This window comes from Pseudoalteromonas sp. G4 (genome assembly GCF_028875915.1).
Taxonomy (GTDB): Bacteria; Pseudomonadota; Gammaproteobacteria; order Enterobacterales; family Alteromonadaceae; genus Pseudoalteromonas.
The window spans coordinates 119,717-142,588 of the sequence record NZ_JAPEHW010000002.1; the positions used below are offsets into that span (position 1 = coordinate 119,717).

22 protein-coding genes are annotated in these 22,872 nt (G+C 40.0%); 12 read left to right on the forward strand and 10 right to left on the reverse strand.

What is annotated here, in order from left to right; translation table 11 throughout:
• Positions 1-5 precede the first annotated feature (5 nt).
• From hflD to cspD, 5 genes are all read right to left on the reverse strand, one after another.
• Positions 6-605 carry a high frequency lysogenization protein HflD gene (gene hflD, locus ON073_RS01680; protein WP_274760123.1) on the reverse strand — a complete coding sequence of 200 codons (600 nt, stop codon included), beginning with the start codon at positions 603-605 and terminating at the stop codon, positions 6-8.
• Positions 605-1,705, reverse strand: a complete 1,101-nt coding sequence (gene mnmA / locus ON073_RS01685) for a tRNA 2-thiouridine(34) synthase MnmA (protein ID WP_274760124.1) — start codon at positions 1,703-1,705, stop codon at positions 605-607. The genes hflD and mnmA overlap by 1 nt, the downstream gene beginning before the upstream one ends.
• An 87-nt stretch (positions 1,706-1,792) precedes the next feature.
• Positions 1,793-2,461 (reverse strand): rRNA large subunit pseudouridine synthase E, encoded by a 669-nt coding sequence (locus tag ON073_RS01690; protein WP_274760125.1) that lies wholly within the window; start codon positions 2,459-2,461, stop codon positions 1,793-1,795.
• 89 nt (positions 2,462-2,550) lie between these two features.
• Positions 2,551-4,779: an NADP-dependent isocitrate dehydrogenase gene (locus ON073_RS01695; protein ID WP_274760126.1), complete on the reverse strand. Its 2,229-nt coding sequence runs from the start codon at positions 4,777-4,779 to the stop codon at positions 2,551-2,553.
• A gap of 276 nt (positions 4,780-5,055) precedes the next feature.
• On the reverse strand, positions 5,056-5,271 hold the full coding sequence (gene cspD, locus ON073_RS01700) for a cold shock domain-containing protein CspD (protein WP_010560186.1): 216 nt from the start codon (positions 5,269-5,271) through the stop codon (positions 5,056-5,058).
• Between the two features lie 257 nt (positions 5,272-5,528).
• Here cspD and clpS point away from each other — a divergent pair, with 257 nt between their 5' ends.
• Together clpS and clpA are read left to right on the forward strand one after the other, a co-directional pair.
• Positions 5,529-5,846, forward strand: a complete 318-nt coding sequence (gene clpS, locus ON073_RS01705) for an ATP-dependent Clp protease adapter ClpS (protein WP_274760127.1) — start codon at positions 5,529-5,531, stop codon at positions 5,844-5,846.
• A gap of 24 nt (positions 5,847-5,870) precedes the next feature.
• On the forward strand, positions 5,871-8,138 hold the full coding sequence (gene clpA / locus ON073_RS01710; RefSeq protein ID WP_274760128.1) for an ATP-dependent Clp protease ATP-binding subunit ClpA: 2,268 nt from the start codon (positions 5,871-5,873) through the stop codon (positions 8,136-8,138).
• A gap of 65 nt (positions 8,139-8,203) precedes the next feature.
• Here the strand turns inward: clpA and infA are convergent, their stop codons facing one another.
• The 4 genes from infA to trxB all read right to left on the reverse strand — a co-directional run bounded on the left by infA (position 8,204) and on the right by trxB (position 10,929).
• Positions 8,204-8,422, reverse strand: coding sequence for a translation initiation factor IF-1 (gene infA, locus ON073_RS01715; RefSeq protein WP_010560183.1), 219 nt, complete (start codon positions 8,420-8,422; stop codon positions 8,204-8,206).
• An 89-nt stretch (positions 8,423-8,511) separates the two neighbouring features.
• On the reverse strand, positions 8,512-9,222 hold the full coding sequence (locus tag ON073_RS01720) for an arginyltransferase (protein ID WP_274760129.1): 711 nt from the start codon (positions 9,220-9,222) through the stop codon (positions 8,512-8,514).
• Positions 9,215-9,934, reverse strand: coding sequence for a leucyl/phenylalanyl-tRNA--protein transferase (gene aat / locus ON073_RS01725; protein WP_274760130.1), 720 nt, complete (start codon positions 9,932-9,934; stop codon positions 9,215-9,217). The genes ON073_RS01720 and aat overlap by 8 nt, the downstream gene beginning before the upstream one ends.
• A 41-nt stretch (positions 9,935-9,975) precedes the next feature.
• Positions 9,976-10,929, reverse strand: coding sequence for a thioredoxin-disulfide reductase (gene trxB, locus ON073_RS01730; protein ID WP_274760131.1), 954 nt, complete (start codon positions 10,927-10,929; stop codon positions 9,976-9,978).
• Between the two features lie 245 nt (positions 10,930-11,174).
• On the opposite strand from trxB, the gene pssA reads away from it, so the two are divergent.
• Positions 11,175-12,500, forward strand: coding sequence for a CDP-diacylglycerol--serine O-phosphatidyltransferase (gene pssA / locus ON073_RS01735; RefSeq protein ID WP_274760179.1), 1,326 nt, complete (start codon positions 11,175-11,177; stop codon positions 12,498-12,500).
• A 69-nt stretch (positions 12,501-12,569) separates the two neighbouring features.
• On the opposite strand, the gene ald is transcribed toward pssA, so the two are convergent.
• Complete coding sequence (gene ald / locus ON073_RS01740) at positions 12,570-13,688, reverse strand: alanine dehydrogenase (protein WP_274760132.1); 1,119 nt, start codon at positions 13,686-13,688, stop codon at positions 12,570-12,572.
• A gap of 147 nt (positions 13,689-13,835) precedes the next feature.
• Here ald and lrp point away from each other — a divergent pair, with 147 nt between their 5' ends.
• From lrp to ON073_RS01785, 9 genes are all read left to right on the forward strand, one after another.
• On the forward strand, positions 13,836-14,303 hold the full coding sequence (gene lrp / locus ON073_RS01745) for a leucine-responsive transcriptional regulator Lrp (RefSeq protein WP_274760133.1): 468 nt from the start codon (positions 13,836-13,838) through the stop codon (positions 14,301-14,303).
• Positions 14,304-14,398: 95 nt separating this feature from the next.
• A complete protein-coding gene (locus ON073_RS01750) occupies positions 14,399-17,005 on the forward strand; it encodes a DNA translocase FtsK (RefSeq protein ID WP_274760134.1) in 2,607 nt (868 codons plus the stop codon).
• A gap of 1 nt (position 17,006) precedes the next feature.
• The gene (locus ON073_RS01755) at positions 17,007-17,258 is read left to right on the forward strand and encodes a hypothetical protein (RefSeq protein WP_274760135.1); all 252 of its coding nucleotides are present in this window, start codon (positions 17,007-17,009) and stop codon (positions 17,256-17,258) included.
• A 4-nt stretch (positions 17,259-17,262) separates the two neighbouring features.
• Positions 17,263-17,631: an outer membrane lipoprotein chaperone LolA gene (lolA, locus tag ON073_RS01760; protein ID WP_274760180.1), complete on the forward strand. Its 369-nt coding sequence runs from the start codon at positions 17,263-17,265 to the stop codon at positions 17,629-17,631.
• Positions 17,624-18,967 (forward strand): replication-associated recombination protein A, encoded by a 1,344-nt coding sequence (locus ON073_RS01765; protein ID WP_274760136.1) that lies wholly within the window; start codon positions 17,624-17,626, stop codon positions 18,965-18,967. Before lolA ends, ON073_RS01765 begins: the two co-directional genes overlap by 8 nt.
• A complete protein-coding gene (crcB, locus tag ON073_RS01770; protein WP_010560173.1) occupies positions 18,954-19,340 on the forward strand; it encodes a fluoride efflux transporter CrcB in 387 nt (128 codons plus the stop codon). The genes ON073_RS01765 and crcB overlap by 14 nt, the downstream gene beginning before the upstream one ends.
• Positions 19,341-19,346: 6 nt before the next feature.
• Positions 19,347-20,639 (forward strand): serine--tRNA ligase, encoded by a 1,293-nt coding sequence (serS, locus tag ON073_RS01775; protein ID WP_274760137.1) that lies wholly within the window; start codon positions 19,347-19,349, stop codon positions 20,637-20,639.
• Between the two features lie 244 nt (positions 20,640-20,883).
• Positions 20,884-22,134, forward strand: coding sequence for an efflux RND transporter periplasmic adaptor subunit (locus ON073_RS01780; protein ID WP_274760138.1), 1,251 nt, complete (start codon positions 20,884-20,886; stop codon positions 22,132-22,134).
• Positions 22,135-22,146: 12 nt separating this feature from the next.
• Entirely contained in the window at positions 22,147-22,869 is a 723-nt protein-coding gene (locus tag ON073_RS01785; protein WP_274760139.1) for an ABC transporter ATP-binding protein, read from the forward strand.
• The last annotated feature ends 3 nt before the right edge of the window (positions 22,870-22,872 follow it).

Sequence of the window (22,872 nt, forward strand, 5' to 3'; positions counted from 1 at the left end):
AGAGATTAACAATACTGTTTTGCAATTTTGACAATTTTACCTTTGCCAAAAAAGAAGTGGCGGCGTTTACCACCAACTTGGCGCCATAATACTGCGGCGCGTATACCAGCTAACAACAGGGCGCGAATACGATGTTGCACCGATTTTTGTTGTAGCAATGCTGGTTTACCAAATACTTGAATACGTTGTCCAAGCGGACTAATTACATCTGAATAAATATCTGCAAGGCTTGCAATAATGGCGTCATCTGAAATTGATAAATGTGCCAATCGTGCGTCGATTGAATTAATGCGCGAGCCAAGTTCATTTAATGCTTTGGGGTTTGCGTTTAAAGAACGTTCTAACTGAATTAAACCACCAACGTACTTTACAAGTTCAATGCTTTTATTTTGGCCAGATTCCAGTTGTTCAACAACTAATTGATAACCTTGGCGTAAATCCATATCACGAAATACATCTGACGGTACATCTGGATTAGTTACTAAAATACCCGAAAGTAGTTGCTGCATTTCATAATCGGTAATTGAACCGGTTTGCGCAACTTTTTGCACTGCTTTGGTAATTTGGCACATGGCGGCAAGCGCCATAACCTGATTTTTATCCATTAGCGGATCACCGAGTCAATAATACCGCCACCTAAACATGTTTCATTTAGGTAAAATACCGCAGACTGACCAGGGGTAACGGCTTTTTGCGGCTCATCAAATAATACGCGTGCAACACCGTCTTCACCGACAAGTAAGGTACACGGGATATCCGTTTGGCGATAACGGGTTTTTACTGTACAACGTAATGTTGATTGAGGGCCTACACGGTCAACCCAGTGCAGCTGATTGGCCATTAAACCGTTTGAATATAGGCGAGGGTGATCTTTGCCTTGGCCAACCACAAGCACATTACGTGCGATGTCTTTATCAACAACATACCAAGGTTCACCTGAGCCTTCTTTCATACCACCGATTAGTAAGCCTTTGCGCTGACCGAGCGTGTGGTACATTAAGCCTTCGTGTTCGCCTACATGGTTACCTTCGCAATCTTCAATGCTACCCGGCTGCGCTGGTAAGAATTTCTGTAAGAAGTCTTTAAATTTACGCTCACCAATAAAACAGATACCTGTACTGTCTTTCTTATCGTGCGTAATTAGACCTTGTTCTTCAGCAATACGGCGAACTTCAGGTTTTTCAATTTCACCAACAGGGAATAAGGTTTGTGCTACATGCTCGTGGCTTAATGTATAAAGAAAATAGCTTTGATCTTTATTGTCATCAAGGCCGCGAACTAACGTCGCTTTACCGTCTATTTCAGCGCGGCGAACGTAGTGACCTGTTGCAATATAGTCTGCGCCAAGCGCTTCTGCAGCAAACTCTAAAAATGCCTTAAATTTAATTTCTTTGTTGCACATGATATCTGGGTTAGGCGTACGACCTGCTTTATATTCAGCGAGGAAATACTCAAATACGTTGTCCCAGTACTCTGCAGCAAAGTTTACCGTGTGTAATTCAATGCCCAGTTTTTCACAAACTGCTTGAGCATCTTTTAAATCTTGTGCAGCAGCACAATATTCATCAGTATCATCTTCTTCCCAGTTTTTCATAAACAAGCCTTCAACCTGATAGCCTTGTTGCTTCAGTAGATAAGCTGAAACTGAAGAGTCTACACCGCCAGACATGCCAACGATGACTTTGATGTTACTGTTGTCACTCATAGTATTGAATTGCTCCGAAAATTTGAGGCGCGAATTATATCATAGCTGTTTTAATAAAACATGTTCTAAAATGTCTACGCGTAATGCTTAATTATTCTCTGTTATAAGTCTATATTCGCCATTTTCAATACCGTCCAAGGTATATTTACCAATGGCATAACGAATTAAGCGTAACGTCGGAAAGCCAACATGTGCTGTCATACGTCTTACTTGGCGATTTTTACCTTCTGTGATGGTGATTGATAACCAAGTTGTAGGAATTGCTTTGCGCTCACGAATCGGTGGGTTACGGTGCCAAACGTTGGGCTCATTGATGCGCTTAACGTTTGCAGGTAGGGTTTTACCATCTTTCAGTACAACGCCTTGCGATAGGGCGTTTATTGCCTCTTCTGTTACATCACCTTCTACTTGGACCCAGTAGGTTTTCGGTGATTTATGTTTAGGTGACGCGATTTTGTGTTGTAGCTTACCGTTATTGGTAAGCAGTAATAATCCCTCACTGTCTCTATCGAGACGACCTGCTGCATACACATCTTTAATGTCGATAAAATCAGCCAGTGTTTTGCGATTACCTTCATCGGTAAATTGGCTTAGCACATCAAAAGGCTTGTTAAATAGAACGATATGAGTTGGCCCTTGATGTGGCTTTACATCACGAGTTTTGATGTGTTTTTTAGCTGTGCTAACACGTTGTTTATTTAGTCGTGTTGGCTTTTTAGTAAGTTGTGCAGATTTAGGTTTAGATAATCGAGTCATGACTTTGATTAATTACAAGCAAGGTAGACATTGTAGCAAATAAAAAAGGGCAACAACATGTTGCCCTTTTTCTTATTCAAACAGTACGATTATGCGATTTGCGCGATAATGTTGTTGAATGTTTCGCTTGGACGCATTGCTTTGTATGCAAGCTCTTCGCTAGGCTGGAAGTAGCCTTTAATATCAACAGCAACGCCCTGTGCATCGTTAAGCTCTTTAACGATAACATCTTCATTTGCAGTTAATTGCTCTGCAATTGGCGTAAACTTCGCTTTAAGTTCAGCGTCTTTGTCTTGTGCAGCAAGTTCTTGTGCCCAGAACATCGTTAGATAGAAGTGGCTACCACGGTTATCTAATTCGTTTACCTTACGAGAAGGTGATTTGTTCTCAAGTAAGAATTTAGCTGTTGCCGCGTCAAGCGTATCTGCTAATACTTGCGCTTTAGAGTTACCTGCGTTTACAGCAAGGTGCTCGTAAGAAGCCGCTAACGCTAAGAATTCACCAAGTGAATCCCAACGTAAGTGGTTTTCTTTTTCGAACTGCTGAACGTGCTTAGGTGCTGAACCACCTGCACCTGTTTCAAATAAACCACCACCGTTCATTAATGGAACGATTGATAGCATTTTAGCACTTGTACCAAGTTCAAGAATTGGGAATAAGTCAGTTAGGTAGTCACGTAGTACGTTACCGGTTACTGAAATAGTATCTTGACCTTCTTTGATGCGTGCTAATGAGAATTGCGTTGCTTCAAATGGTGCAAGAATGCGAATATCAAGGCCGTTAGTATCGTGGTCTTGTAGGTATTGGTTAACTTTCTTAATTAACTGCGCATCGTGAGCACGGTTCTCGTTTAACCAGAATACCGCTGGCGTGCCAGTTGCACGTGCACGATTCACTGCAAGCTTAACCCAGTCTTGAATTGGTAAGTCTTTAACTTGACACATGCGGAAGATATCGCCCGCATCAACGTCGTGAGACATTACAGCAACACCTGCTTGGTTAACTACGCGAACTTGACCTTTTGCTTTAATTTCAAATGTCTTGTCATGTGAACCGTATTCTTCTGCTTTTTGAGCCATAAGGCCAACGTTTGGTACGCTACCCATAGTTGTTGGATCAAATGCACCGTTTTCTTTACAGAAGTCAATCGTTGCTTGGTAAACACTTGCATAACAACGGTCTGGAATAAGTGCTTTGGTGTCTTTTAGTTTGCCATCTGGGCCCCACATTTGGCCTGATGAACGAATACATGCTGGCATTGACGCATCAATGATGATGTCACTTGGAACATGTAGGTTAGTAATACCACGGTCAGAATCAACCATTGCAAGTGCAGGGCGGTTAGCATAAACAGCTTGTAAATCAGCTTCAATTTCAGCGCGAGTTGCGTCATCTAATTGTGCGATTTTAGCGTAAACGTCACCAATACCATTGTTTGCATCAACACCTAATTTTTCAAATGTTGCAGCGTGTTTTGCAAATACATCTTTGTAGAATACTTTTACTGCGTGACCGAAGATGATTGGATCAGACACTTTCATCATTGTTGCTTTCATATGTAATGAAAGTAGTACATCTTCATCTTTTGCTGCGTTGATTTCACGCTCTAAGTAGCTGTTTAACGCAGCTGCATTCATTACAGAGCTATCGATGATTTCACCTGCAAGTAATGGTACAGATGCTTTTAATACTTCAACATCACCGTTTTCGTTTACGAACTCAATACGAACATCATCAGCAGACTCAACGGTTACTGATTGCTCTGATGCAAAGAAATCACCTTCTGTCATAGATGCTACGTGTGATTTAGAATCGCTTGCCCACGCACCCATTGAGTGTGGATTATTTTTCGCGTAGTTTTTAACAGAACCAGGTGCACGTCGGTCAGAGTTACCTTCTCGTAATACTGGGTTTACAGCACTACCTTTAATTTTGTCGTAAGTAGCTTTAACTTTTGCTTCTTCTTCGTTCTTAGGTTCTTCAGGGTATTCTGGAAGTGCATAACCTTGTGCTTGAAGTTCTTTTATAACAGCTTGTAACTGTGGAATAGAAGCACTGATGTTAGGAAGTTTAATAATATTTGCTTCAGGTGTTTTGGCTAGTTCACCTAATTCTGCAAGCGCATCGCCGATACGTTGTTCTTCAGTTAAATATTCAGGGAAATTCGCGATTACACGACCTGCTAAAGAGATATCACGTGTTTCTACGTTCACGTCAGATACAGCGCTAAACGCTTTTACTATTGGTAAAAACGAGTACGTGGCTAATGCCGGTGCTTCATCCGTTTTTGTATAAATTATCTTAGATTTACTAGTCATTATTATTCCTAACTTTTAAATGCCATTTAAACTCGGCGTTCAATACTTACATTGAAAGGGGTGTGATTTTGCTAAATCACAAAAATTGAATGTAATTGACTTAGTCTAGCGTTATTTTTATTGCTGACAATTGGCCGATAGTATAGCAGGGCTAGTTTAAATAAAAAGAATTAGCAATCACAAAATGTTCAATTGACAAGGATAAGCTGTTTTTTAGGCATAAAAAAAGCGGGCGATCCGCTTCTTTATTATTATAATTTGTTTAAGGGAAACCCTTTAAACTTCGCCTTCAGTTGGCGCAATATTGGTCGCGTGTAGGCCTTTTGGACCTTGTTGCAACTCAAATGTTACATCTTGGCCGGCTTTAAGTGTTTTGTAGCCATCCATTTGAATGGTTGAAAAATGAGCAAAGATATCCTCTGTGCTACCTTCTTCTACGATAAACCCAAACCCTTTTGCGTTATTGAACCATTTGACTTTTCCGCAAGCCATACCTCAACATCCTTCTATAAGTTGACTAAAATCATGTTATTCTACATGGTAAATTATATACCAAGGCTAAAACGAACCAGTGCTGCGGATTACACAAGCTAACGTTCGTAAATTGCTTAGTAAATAATCACCTATTGACTGTAGTTTATATGAACAAACAGTCAAGTGTTTTTTAATTGTTTTTAACAATTTAAATAAATTTTTAATTTTTAAGACTCAAAGTTGCTTGAGTTTACAAGAGATGACTATATTAAATTATGAGTGGTACACAATTTTCAGATTTAGTAGACAACCAAAAGGAAAAGCAGCGACAAAGCATTAAACCGCCGCGCAAGTATAAAGTCATTTTAAATAACGATGACTACACGCCGATGGATTTTGTTGTTGAAGTTCTAGCACGTTTTTTTAATATGGATTCAGACAGGGCGACTGAAATCATGTTGAAGGTACATTACGATGGCAAAGCTGTGTGTGGTATTTACAGCGCGGAAGTTGCAGAAACAAAGGTAGCGCAGGTTAATCAATATGCGCGTGATAATGAACATCCACTGTTGTGTAGTTTTGAGCCCGAATAAAAGAAGTTATGAGAGGAGTTTATTATGCTAAATAAAGACTTGGAAATTACCTTAAACTCCGCATTCAGAGAAGCGCGTAGTCGCAGACATGAATTTATGACTGTGGAGCACTTATTGTTAGCCCTGCTAGATAATCCGTCAGCCATTGATGCATTATCTAGTTGTGGCACAGATCTACAATCACTAAAAATTGCGTTGTCAGATTTTATTGATGAAACAACGCCAATCATTCCAGAATTGGAAGATGAACGAGAAACACAACCAACACTTGGCTTTCAACGTGTATTGCAACGCGCTGTTTTTCATGTTCAATCATCAGGAAAAAGTGAAGTAAATGGTGCCAATGTTCTTGTTGCAATTTTCAGCGAACAAGAAAGTCAGGCGGTGTATTTACTTAAAAAGAGCGATATTACTCGACTTGATATTGTTAACTACATTTCTCATGGCATTTCACGTTTAGATGAAGAAGAAAATCATCATTCTGAAGAAGAGCAAGAAATTGAAAACAGCTCTGAACAAGCGGTTGATGAAAAATCAAAACTTGAAAACTTTACAACCAATCTAAATACTCAAGCAGAACTTGGCTTAATCGATCCACTGATAGGGCGGGATAGTGAAATAGAACGCACGATTCAAGTGCTGTGTCGTCGTAAAAAGAATAATCCACTGCTTGTTGGTGAAGCAGGTGTAGGTAAAACTGCCATTGCAGAAGGGCTTGCTTACAGAATTGTAAATGAACAAGTACCTGAAGTTATCTCTGACGCAACCGTATTTTCACTAGACATGGGTGCTTTACTTGCTGGTACAAAATACCGCGGTGACTTTGAAAAACGTTTTAAATCATTGTTAAAACAGCTGCAGCAACACAAAAATGCAATTTTGTTTATAGATGAAATCCACACCATTATTGGTGCGGGTGCAGCCTCTGGTGGGGTAATGGATGCATCAAACCTAATCAAACCATTACTTTCAAGTGGTAAGCTGCGTTGTATGGGCTCGACTACTTACAACGAGTTCAAAAATATTTTTGAAAAAGACCGCGCTCTAGTTCGTCGTTTCCAAAAAATTGATATTGTTGAGCCGTCAATTGCGGACACCACCAAAATATTAATGGGCTTAAAAGAACGATACGAAGAGCATCATGGCATCCGTTACACTCAAACGGCACTAAAAGCTGCTGCTGAGCTATCGGCTAAATATATCAATGAGCGCCACCTTCCGGACAAAGCAATTGATGTTATTGATGAAGCAGGTGCAAGCCAACGTTTATTACCTGTTTCACGCCGTAAGAAGACAGTAACAGTATCTGATATTGAACAAATCATTGCGAAGATTGCACGCATTCCTGAGCAAAATGTATCCAATTCAGATAAACAAGTTTTGCAATTGCTTGACCGTAATCTAAAGATGGTGGTGTTTGGTCAAGATGATGCCATTGATGCGCTAAGCGCAGCAATTCGCCTATCACGTTCAGGTCTATCAAGTGATGATAAACCCATTGGTTCATTCCTGTTTGCAGGTCCTACTGGGGTTGGTAAAACAGAGATCACAAAACAATTAGCGAAGTGTTTAGGGGTTGAGTTAGTCCGCTTTGATATGTCTGAATACATGGAAAAACACGCGGTTAGTCGCTTAATTGGTGCGCCTCCTGGTTATGTTGGCTACGAACAAGGTGGCTTATTAACAGATGCGGTAATTAAACAACCTCATTGCGTGGTGTTATTAGATGAAATCGAGAAAGCACATCCTGATATTTACAATGTATTATTGCAAGTAATGGATCATGGTACGCTAACAGATAATAACGGTCGTAAAGCTGATTTTAGAAACGTGGTGCTTGTGATGACCACTAATGCAGGTGTACAAGAAACCATACGTAAATCAATTGGCTTTAAGCAGCAAGATCACAGCCATGACGCTATGAGCGAGATTAATAAAACATTCACCCCTGAATTTAGAAACCGCTTAGACAACACGATTTGGTTTAATCACTTAGATGAAAAAGTAATTCTACAAGTGGTAGATAAGTTTATTGTTGAACTAGAATCTCAACTGGATGCTAAATCTGTTTCAATTGAAGTTACTGAGCCTGCACGTAAGTGGCTTGCAAAAGAAGGGTATGATAAGGCAATGGGTGCACGCCCGATGGCCCGTTTGATTCAGGAAAAACTTAAAAAGCCATTAGCTAACGAAATTCTGTTTGGTGAGTTATGTGATGGCGGAAACGTAAAAGTGAGTATTAAAGATAAACAGCTCACCTTTAGTTATGAAAAGGAAAGCGTTGAAGCCTAATCTTTAAACAACAAAAAGCCCGCTAATTTAGCGGGCTTTTTTTATATTCGATACTGCTAAAATAATTAGCGAGCACGGAATACAATGCGACCTTTAGAAAGGTCATATGGCGTCAACTCAACCGTAACCTTGTCGCCAGTTAAAATACGAATATAGTTTTTGCGCATTTTACCAGAAATGTGTGCAACAACCACGTGACCGTTTTCTAATTCAACGCGGAACATAGTGTTAGGGAGTGTGTCAAGGACAGTGCCTTGCATTTCAATTACGTCTTCTTTCGCCATATTGAGCGTATAACCTCAGTTGTATTCTTTAAAGCTGCAGATTTTGCCGAAAAGCCATGCATATGTAAAGTGATCATTGGCATTTCGCCTTATTTTTTAATTTCTAGCTGCCAAACATTGTTGTTAAGTTTTTGGTAGGGCTTAAATTTAGTTTTATAGTTCATTTTACGACAAGCATCAATTTGGTAACCAAGATATAAAAAGCGCTTATTTATCTGCTTGGCAAATTCAATTTGTTTTAAGATCATCATAGTCCCCAAACTATAATGTTCATATTCAGGGTCGAAAAAAGTGTAAATAGCTGATAAAGATTCGAAAAGTGTGTCAGTTACTGCAACTGCAATAAGTTTATCTTGATGCCATAATTCTAGATAATTAATGTTTAACCAGCTACAGGTTAAAAAACTTTCATATTGTTCAATTGATGGCGGAAACATCGCGCCATCATGATGCCTAAGAACTATGTATTTTTCGTATAAGGTGTAGTAAATATCTTTACTCTTTTTGCTGGTTTCGAGTCTAAATTCATTACTTTTAGCAATAATTCGTTTTTGCGATCTACTCGGTTTAAATTCAGAAACTTCTAAACGAATAGCTTTGCAAGCATTGCAGCTAGGGCAGTGTGGTCGGTAAATTTGATCACTTGAACGACGAAATCCCAAAGCTAATAGATGTTCAAACTTTTGCTGTGTATAAAAATCATGATCAAGAACCACTAGTAGCCGCTCTTGCTCATTATCTATATAACTGCATGGGAATTGTTGGCTTATCCCAAGCTTAACAGGCATATGTTCAGTCATAAATTTCCATTAATTGTTGGCTATGCCACATCGAAACATTAATTTCTCTTTGCTTACTTTCCTTAAGTTTAGCTAAAAATTCATTTCTTGAAATTGTTGTAACGCCTAAAGAGGTTAAATGGGGATTTTCTAGTTGGCAATCTATCAACGAAACACCATAATTTTCTAAATGGTTGTGCAATGCCCAAAAGGCAAGTTTGGAACAATTACTTTCAAAGTGAAACATCGATTCACCACAAAATACGTGATTAACCATAATGCCATAGAGCCCACCAACTAATTCTTGATGACAATTATAAACTTCGATACTGTGCGCAAAGCCTGCTTTATGCAAAGCGATATAAGCCAATTTCATTTCATTGGTGATCCATGTGCCTTCTTGATTTTCACGTTGCTTTATACAGTTATGAATTACTTGGCTAAAATTAGTGTTAACGCTAACAGAGTATTTATTTTGTCTTGCTAATTTACGAAGGCTTCGACTTGTATTTATTTCACCAATATTGAGTACAGCTCGACTACTTGGGCTCCACCACATTATGGGTTCACCTTGATTAAACCAAGGGAATATACCGCTTTTATAGGCTGTAATTAAACGTGACAGTGACAAGTCACCACCAATTGCGAGCAGGCCATCTGGTTCGCTTAATGCGAAATCAGCTGGGGGAAAATCTGTAGATATAGGATCAAGTATTGTGAGTTGTGCTGTCATAAAAAAGGCTGCGTTAATTGCAGCCTTGAGTTTAACGAATTTTACTTCAAATTGTCTAGGTAGCGCTCGGCATCAAGTGCTGCCATACAACCGGTGCCCGCAGAGGTAATTGCTTGGCGATAGATATGATCGCTAACGTCACCTGCTGCGAAAACACCTTTAACGCTGGTTTGTGTAGCGTTGCCATTTAAACCAGACTCAACTACTAAATAGCCATCTTTCATTTCAAGTTGACCTTCAAACATACCTGTATTTGGCGAGTGACCGATAGCAATAAATACACCTGCAACCTCAAGCTCTTTAGTACTTTCGTCTGAAGTTGATTTAGTACGTAAACCAGTTACACCCATATCATCACCAAGTACTTCATCAAGTGTTTGGTTTAAGTGCAGGGTAATATTACCGTTTTCAACCTTATCCATTAAACGATCTGTTAGGATCTTTTCACTTCGGAAAGTATCACGACGGTGAACTAAATGAACTTCAGACGCAATGTTTGAAAGGTAAAGTGCTTCTTCAACAGCGGTGTTACCACCACCTACAACCGCCACTTTTTGATTGCGGTAGAAGAATCCATCACATGTTGCACATGCTGAAACACCGCGGCCTTTAAATGCTTCTTCAGAGTCTAAACCTAAGTAACGCGCTGATGCACCAGTTGCGATAATAAGTGCATCACAAGTATAAGTACCTGAATCACCTATAAGTGTAAATGGGCGATTATTTACATCTACGGTATGAATATGATCAAAAATGATTTCAGTTTCGAAACGCTCTGCATGTTCTTTCATACGCTCCATCAATGCAGGACCTGTTAACCCGTGTGCATCACCAGGCCAGTTCTCAACTTCTGTAGTCGTAGTCAGCTGACCACCTTGTTGCATACCTGTAATTAAAACCGGGTTTAAGTTAGCTCGCGCTGCGTAAACTGCAGCTGTATAACCTGCAGGGCCCGAACCTAAAATAAGTAATTTACTGTGTTTGCTTGCGCTCATCGCATTTCCTAATTAATACTGCTCTTGCTAATTAATGCGGTTGATTCTATTAAAAACAAGACAGATGTAAATTTTTTTAAGGAATTTGATATTACCGAGTTGAGCGAAGCGTCAATTTAACGTAACACCCGTTGTAAATTTAGCCACTTAGCAAAACTTTCTCTCAAAAATTGTGCGTTTAATCTGATAATTTGTTATGTTGACGCTTTTACAAAAGAATAATGCTATAGGATAACAGGGTGCGTTTGGATTTTTGGCAAAAAGAGCCAAGCTTTAAACTTGAAAGCGAGCAAATCTCAATTTTGCTTGATGCGGCTTCTTATCGAGCACAATTATTATCATTAATTAAATCTGCTCAAAAGCGTATTGTAATTACAGCGCTGTATTTACAAGATGATGAAGCAGGGCGTGAAATTTTATCTGCACTGCACGAGGCATCCAATGCAAACCCAAATTTACGTGTTGATATCTTAGTTGATTATCATCGTGCACAGCGTGGTCTCATTGGTGAAGCCACAAGTGAAGGTAATGCAGCACTTTATTTAAAAGAACATCAAACGCATCAAAATAATGTTCGAGTGTTTGGTGTGCCGGTAAAAGGCAAAGAAGTGTTTGGTGTATTACACCTCAAAGGCATGGTAATTGATGATACCGTATTATATAGCGGTGCAAGTCTAAATAATGTGTACTTACAATACCAAGACCGTTACCGTCTTGACCGTTACTTCACTATTCAAAACAATGCGTTAGCAAATGCATTTACCCAGTTTATAGACGATGAGCTAATCGCATCTAAAGCCGTTATTCGCCTTGATCAGCGTCCAATCAAAAAATTAGCTGAGTGTAAATCAGATCACAAAGCATTAATGAAGTCGCTAAAACGAGCAAAATATCCGAGCAATAACACATCACAAATAGGCACTATTGATAGCTTCTTATTTTTAGGTTTTGGTCGTCGTGGCAATATGCTCAACCGCGCGATTAAAAATCTTTTTGAATTGGGTGAAAAAGAATTAGTACTTTACACCCCTTACTTTAACTTTCCAGCGCCACTTTTGAGAGTATTAAGAAAAAAATTAAAGCAAGGTTTAAAAGTAACTATCGTTGTAGGTGATAAAACGGCTAACGATTTTTATATTTCTCCCGATAAACCGTTTAGTAAAATTGGCGCACTGCCATATTTGTATGAAACTATATTGGCTAAGTTTTTAAAAATTAATGATAAGTTTGTGCAAGCGGGTTTATTAAATGTACATTTGTGGCGACACGAAACAAACTCATTCCATTTAAAAGGGATTAGTGTCGATAATCGTTATCAAATGATGACGGGGCATAACTTAAATCCTCGTGCGTGGGGTTTAGATATCGAGAACGGAATTTTGTTTGATGATAGCCAAGGGCTATTAACCGAGCAGCTTGAGCAAGAAAAACAACAAATCTTGACGCATTGTACTAAGTTAAACGGCTATAAAGAGCTTGAAACAATGCATGATTACCCTGAACCTGTTGCAAAGTTATTAGGCCAGGCTAAACGTGTTAAGGTTGATTTTATTATTAAACGTTTTATTTAATTTTTAATTGATTCTTTTAAAAACAAAAAAAAGCAGCTTTCGCTGCTTTTTCTTATTACTGTATCTGAATTAGCTGTTTAAAGCGTCTACAGGTGATACATATTCCATACCAAAGCCTTCAGCAACTTCTTTACATGTTACTTTACCTTTGAATACATTTAAGCCATTCATGAAGTGTGAATCTTCAAGTAATGCTGCTTTGTAGCCTTTGTTAGCTAACTTAATGATGTATGGTAATGTTGCATTGTTAAGTGCAAATGTTGACGTACGTGGAACCGCACCTGGCATATTTGCAACACAGTAGTGAACAACATCATCAACAATATAAGTTGGTTCTGCATGAGTTGTAGCTTTAGAAGTTTCAATACAACCACCTTGGTCGATTGCAACGTCAACAATAGCTGCACCAGGCTTCATACGTTTGATGTGATCCGCTGTAACTAGTTTTGGTGCCGCTGCACCAGGGATTAGAACACCACCAATTACAAGGTCTGCTTCTAAAACGTGCTTTTCTAATGCATCAGCAGTTGAGTAAACAGCTTTAACACGGTTACCGAATTGTGCATCGATACGACGTAAAACATCAACGTTACGGTCAAGAACAACAACATCAGCGCCCATGCCAACAGCCATTTGAGCAGCGTTGTTACCAACCATACCTGCACCAATAACAACAACTTTTGCTGGCTCAACACCTGGTACGCCACCAAGCAGCATACCGCGACCTGCATTTGATTTCTCAAGTGCCTGTGCACCAGCTTGAATTGACATACGGCCTGCTACTTCTGACATAGGTGCAAGAAGTGGTAAACCACCGCGTGCATCTGTTACTGTTTCGTAAGCGATACAAATAGACTTAGACTTAATTAGGTCTTCAGTTTGTGGAAGATCTGGTGCTAAGTGTAAGTAAGTGAATAGAATTTGGTCTTCGCGTAGCATTGCACGCTCAACTGCTTGAGGCTCTTTCACTTTAACAATCATGTCTGCTTTAGCGAAAACTTCTTCAGCAGTATTTAGAATTTCAGCACCTGCGGCTTCATAATCTTCGTTTGTAAAACCAATGCCAATACCTGCATTAGTTTCTACAAACACACTGTGACCGTGGTTGATTAACTCACGAACACTTGCCGGAACCATACCTACACGATATTCGTGGTTTTTAATCTCTTTAGGTACACCGATAATCATAAATTCACCTTACTTTGAACTGTGGTAATAGATAATACTATTTTATCTAGCTTTAATTGGTTGATGTAACTTTATTTTGTTGAATTTCTGGTTGATAAAACTATATAATCAAAAAATAAAGAGTAATATTCCAATTTGGTTGAGCTAGTGTTAGATCGTATTGATAAAAAGATAATAGTCGAATTACAAAAAGATGGCAGAATTTCAAATGTCGAATTAGCAAGACGTATCGGTTTGAGTGCAACCCCCTGTTTAGAGCGTGTTAAAAAGCTTGAAAGGGAAGGCTTTATAAAAGGCTATAAAGCCATTGTTGACCCAAAAAAAGTAGGCGCAGCATTATTAGTTTACGTTGAAATTACGCTTACCAAAACATCACCTGATGTATTTGAAGATTTTAGTAAAGCGGTAAAAACACATGACGAAATCTTGGAATGTCATTTAGTATCCGGTAATTTTGATTTTTTACTTAAAACCCGTGTAGCAGATATGACTGCATATCGTGACTTATTAGGCGATATTCTTCTGCGTTTACCTGCGGTTTCAGAAAGTCGTACTTATGTAGTGATGGAAGAGGTTAAAAGTGACGATGTTTCGCTTCTAAAAATAGCCCCATAGTAATAGAATAACTAAGCTATTTAATTTTTGTATCTTCATTTACCAACTACAGTGCAAATAGCAGGAAGTAAAGAATAATAAAAAGGGGAGTTGTAATGCGCCTGAACGGTGTTCAAAGATTATTAGAAGCAGGCCTTATATTAACAACTGCACTTGCAGCGTTTGTTTTAGTTGCTTTATTAACGTTTGACCCTGTTGATCCTTCGTGGTCACAGACTGGTGATTATATAAAAGTAAAAAATCTAACTGGCACAGCAGGTGCTTGGACAGCAGATTTACTTTATTTTAGCTTTGGTTGGTTAGCACTGTTAGTGCCTGTCATTATTCAAGGCATTGGTTATCTACTTTTCAAAAAAACGCATCAAGTATTTAAACTCGATTATTTAACCCTGTCACTGCGTGTTGTTGGTTTAGTTTTATTTGTTATTTCATCCACTGCTATTAGTAGTATTAATTTTGATGACTTCTATGAGTTTTCTTCTGGTGGTGTGATTGGCGATGTGTTTGCAAACGCCATGTTACCGACCTTTAATTTTACTGGAACCAGTATCATTTTACTGTGTTTCTTCTTTTCAAGCTTAACCCTGCTAACAGGGGTTTCTTGGGTGCAGTTTGTCGACCAAATAGGCCGTTTTGCAATGCATGCTTTTCAATGGTTAAAAGCGTTACCACAGCGATTAGCAGAACGAAAAGAAGTGAAACACACACCGCTTAAAACAGTAACTAATGAATCGGTATCTGCAGAGCCAAAACAAGTAACCTATCATGTTGATGAATTACCAGACCAGGAAGTAATCGTTGAGCCACAGGAACCGACAATTGATGTTCAGCCTGAAACCGCAATTGAACCAACCTTTGGCGATGATATTGCAAATACTGAAGTTGACACATCACAACCCCCTGAGTCAAACAGTAAAAAAGAAATGCATCCAGCATTACAAGAGTTCGATGAGATCATTAGTGATGACTTGAGCTTTTCAGCACTTGACGATATTCCATTTGATGACGACAAACAAACGAATTCGCCTAAAAGTGTTTCTGAAGACTTTTTAAGCACGCTAGAACCACAATCAGATGCAGAGCTTACGTTGGCAACAGTTGTGCAGCCAAGCGAAAATGAAATCCCAACAGAGTCTGCGCGCAAATCGACCTATGTTAAGCCAAAAACAGCCAAAGAGCAGTTTGAAGACCTACTTGAAGCGACACCGCCAGCAACGCCAATGCCGACGTTAGATTTGCTTGATAGACCAGACAAAAAAGAAAATCCAATCACAAAGGAAGAGCTTGAAGCTGTGTCCCGTTTGGTTGAAGCAAAATTATTAGATTTCGGTGTTCAAGCGCAAGTAGTGGGAGTGTACCCAGGACCAGTTGTTACTCGTTTTGAACTTGATTTAGCTCCGGGTGTTAAAGTCGCTAAAATTAGCGGATTAGCAAAAGACTTAGCACGTTCTCTTTCAGCCATCAGTGTTCGTGTTGTTGAAGTTATCCCTGGTAAAACCTATGTAGGGATTGAGCTGCCAAACCAGCACCGTGAAATAGTACGCCTCTCTGAAGTCATTGGCGCTAAAAAATTCTCAGATAACCCTTCTGACTTAGCCATGGTGCTTGGTAAAGATATTGCGGGTGTACCGGTTGTCGCTGACCTTGCAAAAATGCCACACCTTTTAGTTGCAGGTACCACAGGCTCAGGTAAATCAGTTGGTGTAAACGTAATGATTTTATCATTGCTATTTAAATCGACCCCTGATGATGTTCGCATGATCATGATAGATCCTAAGATGCTTGAACTATCAGTTTATGAAGGCATTCCACACTTACTTTGCGAAGTTGTAACTGACATGAAAGAAGCGGCTAACGCGCTGCGTTGGTGTGTTGGTGAAATGGAACGTCGATACAAATTAATGTCAGCATTAGGCGTAAGAAACTTAACGGGTTATAACCAAAAAGTGCTTGACGCTATTGAAGCGGGCGACCCAATTAAAGACCCGCTTTGGAAAGATACTGACGGTATGGAAACGGAAGCGCCTGATTTGGGCAAGTTACCAGCCATCGTTGTGGTTATTGATGAATTTGCCGACATGATGATGATTGTTGGTAAAAAAGTTGAAGAGCTCATTGCCCGTATTGCTCAAAAAGCACGTGCCGCGGGTATTCATTTAGTGCTAGCAACTCAGCGTCCGTCAGTCGATGTAATTACGGGTTTGATTAAAGCGAATATTCCAACGCGTATGGCGTTCCAAGTATCAAGTAAAATTGATTCACGTACGATTCTAGATCAACAAGGTGCAGAGCATTTATTAGGCATGGGTGACATGCTTTACTTACCGCCAGGTACTAGCGTGCCAATTCGTGTGCATGGTGCATTTGTTGATGACCATGAAGTTCATGCGGTGGTAAATGATTGGAAAGCGCGCGGTAAACCAAATTATGTCGACGAGATATTGAACGGAGAAGCCGTTGAAGATGTCTTACTACCAGGTGAGACTGCCGAAAGCGACGAAGAAAGCGATCCGCTTTACGATGAAGCGGTTGCGTTTGTAATTGAAAGTCGTCGCGCGTCTGTATCGAGTGTTCAGCGTAAATTGCGTGTTGGTTACAACCGTGCAGCACGCTTAGTCGAGCAGATGGAAATGTCCGGTATCGTATCAGCGCCGGGGCATAATGGCACTCGTGAAGTAATTGTTCCGAATAATGCAGGATAATATGAAAAAAAAAATCACATTAATTGTTGCGAGCGTATTAGCGATGAGCACGGCAAGTGTAACAGCTGTGCACGCGCAAACAGAAACAACGCAACACGTAGTAAACAGTAAAGCGCAAACTGAATTAAAAACGCGTTTAACACAGCTAAACAACTTACAAGCAGATTTTTCTCAAACCGTGATCGACAATACCGGTAGCGAAATTATGCAAGGTAAGGGTTTATTAAAAATTAAAAACGGTTCTGGTTTCTGATGGCATTAAAACCTTTTATTACGATGAGTTTGCAGAACAAGTCACTATTTTAGATAGCAAAAAACTAATTGATAATACGCCGTTTGCGTTGTTAACTTCTGCGGATCAAAGCTTATGGCAAAATTACGCTGTAACTCACGCAGATAACACGTTTGTGATTACACCGAACAATCAAGGTCAAAGCCAAGTTGAACGCTTAGAGCTTAAATTTGATGCAGATGCACTGCGCTCAATGACAGTATTTGATAACACAGGTCAAACATCCATTTATGTGTTCTCAAAGCAGCAAGTTAATCAAACCATTGATGATGCGTATTTTCAATTCACCATTCCAGCTGACGTATTAGTGGACGATCAAAGTCAAGGTGAGTAATTTAAGCTTTTCATTTGCCCCAGAAATTAGGCCGCTTGCTGCACGCATGCGGCCAACTAATTTAAGCCAATACATAGGGCAAAAACATCTGCTTAGCGAAGGTTCACCACTGTACAACGCTATTTTAGCTGGTCGTTGCCACAGCCTTATTTTATGGGGGCCGCCTGGCGTTGGTAAAACAACGTTAGCTGAAGTCATCGCTCATCACGCAGATGCAAACGTGATCCGTTTGTCAGCAGTTACCTCAGGCGTGAAGGAAATACGAGAAAGCGTTGCATCGGCAAAAGATCATTTAGCAATGCAAGGGCAGCGCACACTCTTATTTATTGATGAAGTACACCGCTTTAACAAGTCGCAGCAAGATGCGTTTTTACCCCATATCGAAGATGGCACCTTTATCTTTATTGGTGCCACAACGGAAAATCCTTCGTTTTCACTTAATAATGCAATTTTATCGCGTGCACGTGTGTATCAATTAAAAGCGCTTGAACAGCAAGACTTAATACAAGCCATACACAGTGCACTAAATAACGATGAGCAGCTACAGCAAAAACATATCGAAATTGATAATGCTGCGATTGAAAAACTGGCACTTGCAGGAGATGGTGACGCTAGACGTACGCTTAATTTACTTGAGCAAGCCATTGATATGGCCGATCAACAAAATGATAAACTGATTGTGAGCGAAAATGTGCTGGCGAATGTTCTGCCTGCACATATTGCAAAATACGATAAAGGCGGCGATTTATTTTACGATCTTATTTCAGCGTTTCATAAGTCAGTTCGCGGCTCTAGTCCTGATGGAGCGCTTTATTGGCTTTGCCGTATTTTAGCAGGTGGTGGCGATCCACTTTACGTTGGTAGACGATTATTAGCGATTGCTACAGAAGATATCGGCAACGCCGATCCTCGTGCGATGCAAGTCGCACTTAATGCTTGGGATATTTATCATCGTGTAGGGGCTGCAGAGGGGGAAAGGGCGCTCGCCCAAGCCGCGATATATTTAGCCAGTGCACCAAAGAGTAACGCAGTTTACACAGCGTTTAAGCAAGCAAAACACGATATTGCCAATGAACCAAGTTTTGAAGTGCCACATCATCTGCGTAATGCACCAACCAATTTAATGAAAGACCTAGGTTATGGTGCAGAGTATCGCTATGCCCATGACGAGCCAGGTGCTTATGCTGCCGGTGAGAAATATCTGCCCGAAGAAATCGCAGATAGAAAATACTATCAACCAACAGAGCGTGGTCTTGAACAAAAGATAAAAGCAAAGCTCGATTATTTAACTGAGCAAGACAATTTAGCCACTAGGAAACGTTATGACAGGGATTAAACTCTATTTTTACGTTGCTCTTGGCGGTGCAACAGGCGCGTGTCTTCGTTATTTTATTAGTGAATCAATGATAAAACTTTTGGGAAAGGGATTCCCTTTTGCTACCCTGACAGTTAATATTCTCGGTTCATTAATGTTAGGCGTTTTATACGGCCTACTAGAAAAAGAATTAATTGTTGTTAACCCCACCAAATCACTTATCGGAATTGGCTTTTTAGGGGCGTTAACAACGTTTTCAACCTTCTCGATAGATACGCTATTGCTGTTACAGCAAGGGCACTGGTTGAAAGCAACACTCAATGTATTTTTAAATGTAATTGGTTGTGTTTTTGTTGCTTATTTAGGTATGCAGCTAGCAATGCAAAAAGGTTAAGAAAGAATGTTAGACCCACGATTTTTACGTCAGGATATCGAAGAAGCCGCAGATCGCCTAAAAGGCCGAGGTTTTGAATTAAACGTAGCAGAAATTCAAGCGCTTGAAGAAAAGCGTAAAGCGCTACAAGTTAAAACACAAGAATTACAAAATGAGCGTAACACACGCTCTAAAGCAATTGGTCAAGCAAAAGCAAAAGGCGAAGACATTGCACCACTATTAGCTGCTGTGGGTTCATTAGGTGACGAGCTGGACGCTGCTAAAAAAGAACAAGACGAAATCCTTGCTGAATTAAATGCCATTGCTGCAACGATCCCTAACTTACCTGATAGCGAAGTGCCATTTGGTAATGATGAAGACGATAACGTTGAAGTTGTTAAATGGGGCGAGCCAAAGCAATATGACTTTGAAGTAAAAGATCATGTTGATTTAGGTGAAGGTTTAGCAAAAGGCTTAGATTTTGAAGCAGGTGTTAAACTTTCAGGCGCACGCTTTACTGTAATGCGCGGTAAAGTAGCACGTATGCACCGTGCGCTTGTGCAATTTATGCTTGATACGCACACAGACACAAACGGTTACACCGAAATGTATGTACCGTATTTAGTTAACAAAGACAGCTTATACGGCACAGGTCAGTTACCTAAGTTCGCAGAAGATTTATTCCATACTGAAGCAATCAGCGAGCACAATGAAGGGTTTAGCCTAATTCCTACAGCTGAAGTACCGTTAACGAACCTTGGTCGTGATGTTATTTTTGATGAAGCTGAATTACCATTAAAAATGACCGCACATACACCGTGTTTCCGCAGTGAAGCAGGTAGTTATGGCCGTGACACGCGTGGTCTTATTCGTCAGCACCAGTTCGACAAAGTTGAATTAGTACAGCTAGTTAAACCTGAAGACTCAATGCAAGCGTTAGAAGATCTGACTAACCACGCCGAAGGTATTTTACAAGCACTTGAACTACCGTACCGTAAAGTAATTTTATGTACTGGTGATATGGGCTTTGGCGCAAGCAAAACATACGACTTAGAAGTATGGCTTCCAGCGCAAGACACCTACCGTGAAATTTCAAGCTGCTCAAATATGCAAGATTTCCAAGCACGCCGTATGCAAGCACGTTTCCGTCGTCAAGGTGAGAAAAAGCCTGAGTTATTACACACACTAAATGGTTCTGGTTTAGCTGTGGGTCGTACACTTGTAGCGATTCTAGAGAACTACCAGCAAGCAGATGGCTCGGTAGTGGTACCAGAAGTACTTCGTCCATATATGGGTGGCTTAGAAGTTATTACTGCATAACAGTTAATAGTATTAAAAACCGGCGATATGCCGGTTTTTTTATGCCTGTTGAATTGCCTGTCTATTACTGCGATAAATAGTGTTTCGCTATCGATACACATTAAAAACAGATACTGTATCGAAAGTGGCACAGTTATCTGGATTTATTTTAATATAGAAATCATAACTATATGAAAAATATATTAAATAAACTTGGCCTGATAATTGTAATTATCAATGTAATGCAATTATTGGATTATGCTTTATGGACATAAAAATAGAGAATAAATCACATAAGCTTAAAAGGCCATTGACCTACGCAATTTTTGCGTGTCTGTTACTAAGCGCTGTTATGTTTATTCGTCACTATACCCAAGGTGCGTCAAACTTAGTTAAACGAGACGAAATCTTGGTCGCAAAAGTTAAACAGGGCGATTTTGTGATAGACGTAAAAGGGCTAGGCAGTTTAGCACTTGAAAAACGCCATTTGATAACGACTAATGCGGGTGGAAAAGTTGTTGAAGTGTTGATAAAGCCGGGCGAATATGTTGAGCGAGGCGATATTATAGCGCGCTTAGACAACCCGCAAATCAAAGAGACACTCATTCAAAAAAATAGCCTTTTGCTTAAAATGGTTGCGCAACATAAAGCGGAGTTGGCACAGCAAAAAGCATATCTTCAAGAAGCTGAAACCGCCTACCATGATGCCGACCTTGCGCATAAAGCCAATACAATGGAGTGGCAAGCGCAGGCAACCTTAATCGCACAGGGCAATAGCACCATTTCGAAACTTGAACATCAGCGCAGCGAATTCACAGTAAAGCGCAGTTTAAAACAACTTGCGTTACAAAAAGCGAAAGTGGCGACGCAAAAAGAAATACTCACCGCAAAACAAAACGCGCAACAAGCAGAGCAGCAAAGCTTAAAATCAGAAATCAATTTGCTTAGCCAACATATTTCACAGTTAGATGTGAAATCGCCAATTACTGGGCAAATCCAAGATGTGTTTGTTGAGCTAGGCACGCAGCTGGCAAGTACTGGCTCAGTTGCCGAAGTTGCAGATCAAACCAAACTAATTGCCAAAATAAATGTAGCAGAACTTGATGCACCCAACGTTAAAGTAGGCCAGCAGGCTACAATTGATACCTATACGTCTCGCTTAGATGCACAAGTCATTCGCGTATCGCCAAAAGTGAACAACGGCCATGTTGAAGTTGAACTTTCATTAATTGATGCAATTCCGTCAGAAGCGCGCGATAAACTCAATATTGAAGGCATTATTAACACTAGCTTTAAAACTCACACACTATTTGTTGCGCTACCGCGTAACGCCATTGCCGAAAGCACAAACAATGTATTTGTTCTGGAAAAGCATCTTGCAACCAAACAAGCGGTAACATTTGGTAAACGCTCCGTGAATTATATTGAGGTTGTAGCAGGGTTAACAATCGACCAAGAAATTATTATTTCAGATATGGAAAAATACACCAACGACACGCAAGTGCTTGTACGCTAGAAGGAAATTACAATGAATCCAGTTATTACTTTAAAAAACATCGAAAAATTATTTAAAACCTATGAAATTGCAACGCAAGCACTTAATGGTATTAATCTAGTGGTTAACCAAGGGGAGTTTGTGGCGATCACAGGGCCGTCTGGTTGCGGTAAGTCGACGTTACTTTCTGTGTTAGGGCTGATTGATGAGCCAACAGCAGGCAACTACACCATCAGCGGCAAACAAGCAGTTAATTTAAGTTCTGATCAACGCGCGCATATTCGCGCTAATCATATTGGTTTTATATTCCAGGCTTTTAACCTGATAAGTGACTTAAATGTACTCGAAAATGTGATGTTGCCACTGACCTATATCGGTGGGTACTCGGAACAACAAATGATAGAAAAAGCGCGTAAGGTTTTGATGTTAGTTGACCTCGAAAATCGCATTAATCACTTTCCTTCACAGTTATCAGGGGGGCAACAGCAGCGCGTTGCGGTAGCTCGCGCGCTTATTAACGAGCCTGATTTAATCTTAGCGGATGAACCAACGGGTAACTTAGATTCGAAAAACGCGCAACAAGTATTGCAGTTACTAAAAGATTTACACCAGTCAGGTAAAACAATTTGTATGGTTACCCACGATGCTGAGTCAACACACTATGCCAGTCGTACCCTGAACATGTTAGACGGTGCAATTGTACGTGATAAACAGAAAACCTCTGATACTAATCCTTCAGTGGCGCTAGAGGTATAAGTT

What these genes read in the sequence shown, in the direction of transcription:
- clpA (WP_274760128.1), top strand. Translation starts at nt 5,871, where the DNA reads ATGCTAAATAAAGACTTGGAAATTACCTTAAACTCCGCATTCAGAGAA.
- crcB (WP_010560173.1), top strand. Translation starts at nt 18,954, where the DNA reads ATGACAGGGATTAAACTCTATTTTTACGTTGCTCTTGGCGGTGCAACA.
- ON073_RS01695 (WP_274760126.1), bottom strand. Translation starts at nt 4,779, where the DNA reads ATGACTAGTAAATCTAAGATAATTTATACAAAAACGGATGAAGCACCG.
- hflD (WP_274760123.1), bottom strand. Translation starts at nt 605, where the DNA reads ATGGATAAAAATCAGGTTATGGCGCTTGCCGCCATGTGCCAAATTACC.
- mnmA (WP_274760124.1), bottom strand. Translation starts at nt 1,705, where the DNA reads ATGAGTGACAACAGTAACATCAAAGTCATCGTTGGCATGTCTGGCGGT.
- ON073_RS01750 (WP_274760134.1), top strand. Translation starts at nt 14,399, where the DNA reads ATGCGCCTGAACGGTGTTCAAAGATTATTAGAAGCAGGCCTTATATTA.
- ON073_RS01780 (WP_274760138.1), top strand. Translation starts at nt 20,884, where the DNA reads ATGGACATAAAAATAGAGAATAAATCACATAAGCTTAAAAGGCCATTG.
- ON073_RS01690 (WP_274760125.1), bottom strand. Translation starts at nt 2,461, where the DNA reads ATGACTCGATTATCTAAACCTAAATCTGCACAACTTACTAAAAAGCCA.
- ON073_RS01720 (WP_274760129.1), bottom strand. Translation starts at nt 9,222, where the DNA reads ATGACTGAACATATGCCTGTTAAGCTTGGGATAAGCCAACAATTCCCA.
- infA (WP_010560183.1), bottom strand. Translation starts at nt 8,422, where the DNA reads ATGGCGAAAGAAGACGTAATTGAAATGCAAGGCACTGTCCTTGACACA.
- serS (WP_274760137.1), top strand. Translation starts at nt 19,347, where the DNA reads ATGTTAGACCCACGATTTTTACGTCAGGATATCGAAGAAGCCGCAGAT.
- cspD (WP_010560186.1), bottom strand. Translation starts at nt 5,271, where the DNA reads ATGGCTTGCGGAAAAGTCAAATGGTTCAATAACGCAAAAGGGTTTGGG.
- ON073_RS01785 (WP_274760139.1), top strand. Translation starts at nt 22,147, where the DNA reads ATGAATCCAGTTATTACTTTAAAAAACATCGAAAAATTATTTAAAACC.
- ald (WP_274760132.1), bottom strand. Translation starts at nt 13,688, where the DNA reads ATGATTATCGGTGTACCTAAAGAGATTAAAAACCACGAATATCGTGTA.
- ON073_RS01755 (WP_274760135.1), top strand. Translation starts at nt 17,007, where the DNA reads ATGAAAAAAAAAATCACATTAATTGTTGCGAGCGTATTAGCGATGAGC.
- aat (WP_274760130.1), bottom strand. Translation starts at nt 9,934, where the DNA reads ATGACAGCACAACTCACAATACTTGATCCTATATCTACAGATTTTCCC.
- clpS (WP_274760127.1), top strand. Translation starts at nt 5,529, where the DNA reads ATGAGTGGTACACAATTTTCAGATTTAGTAGACAACCAAAAGGAAAAG.
- trxB (WP_274760131.1), bottom strand. Translation starts at nt 10,929, where the DNA reads ATGAGCGCAAGCAAACACAGTAAATTACTTATTTTAGGTTCGGGCCCT.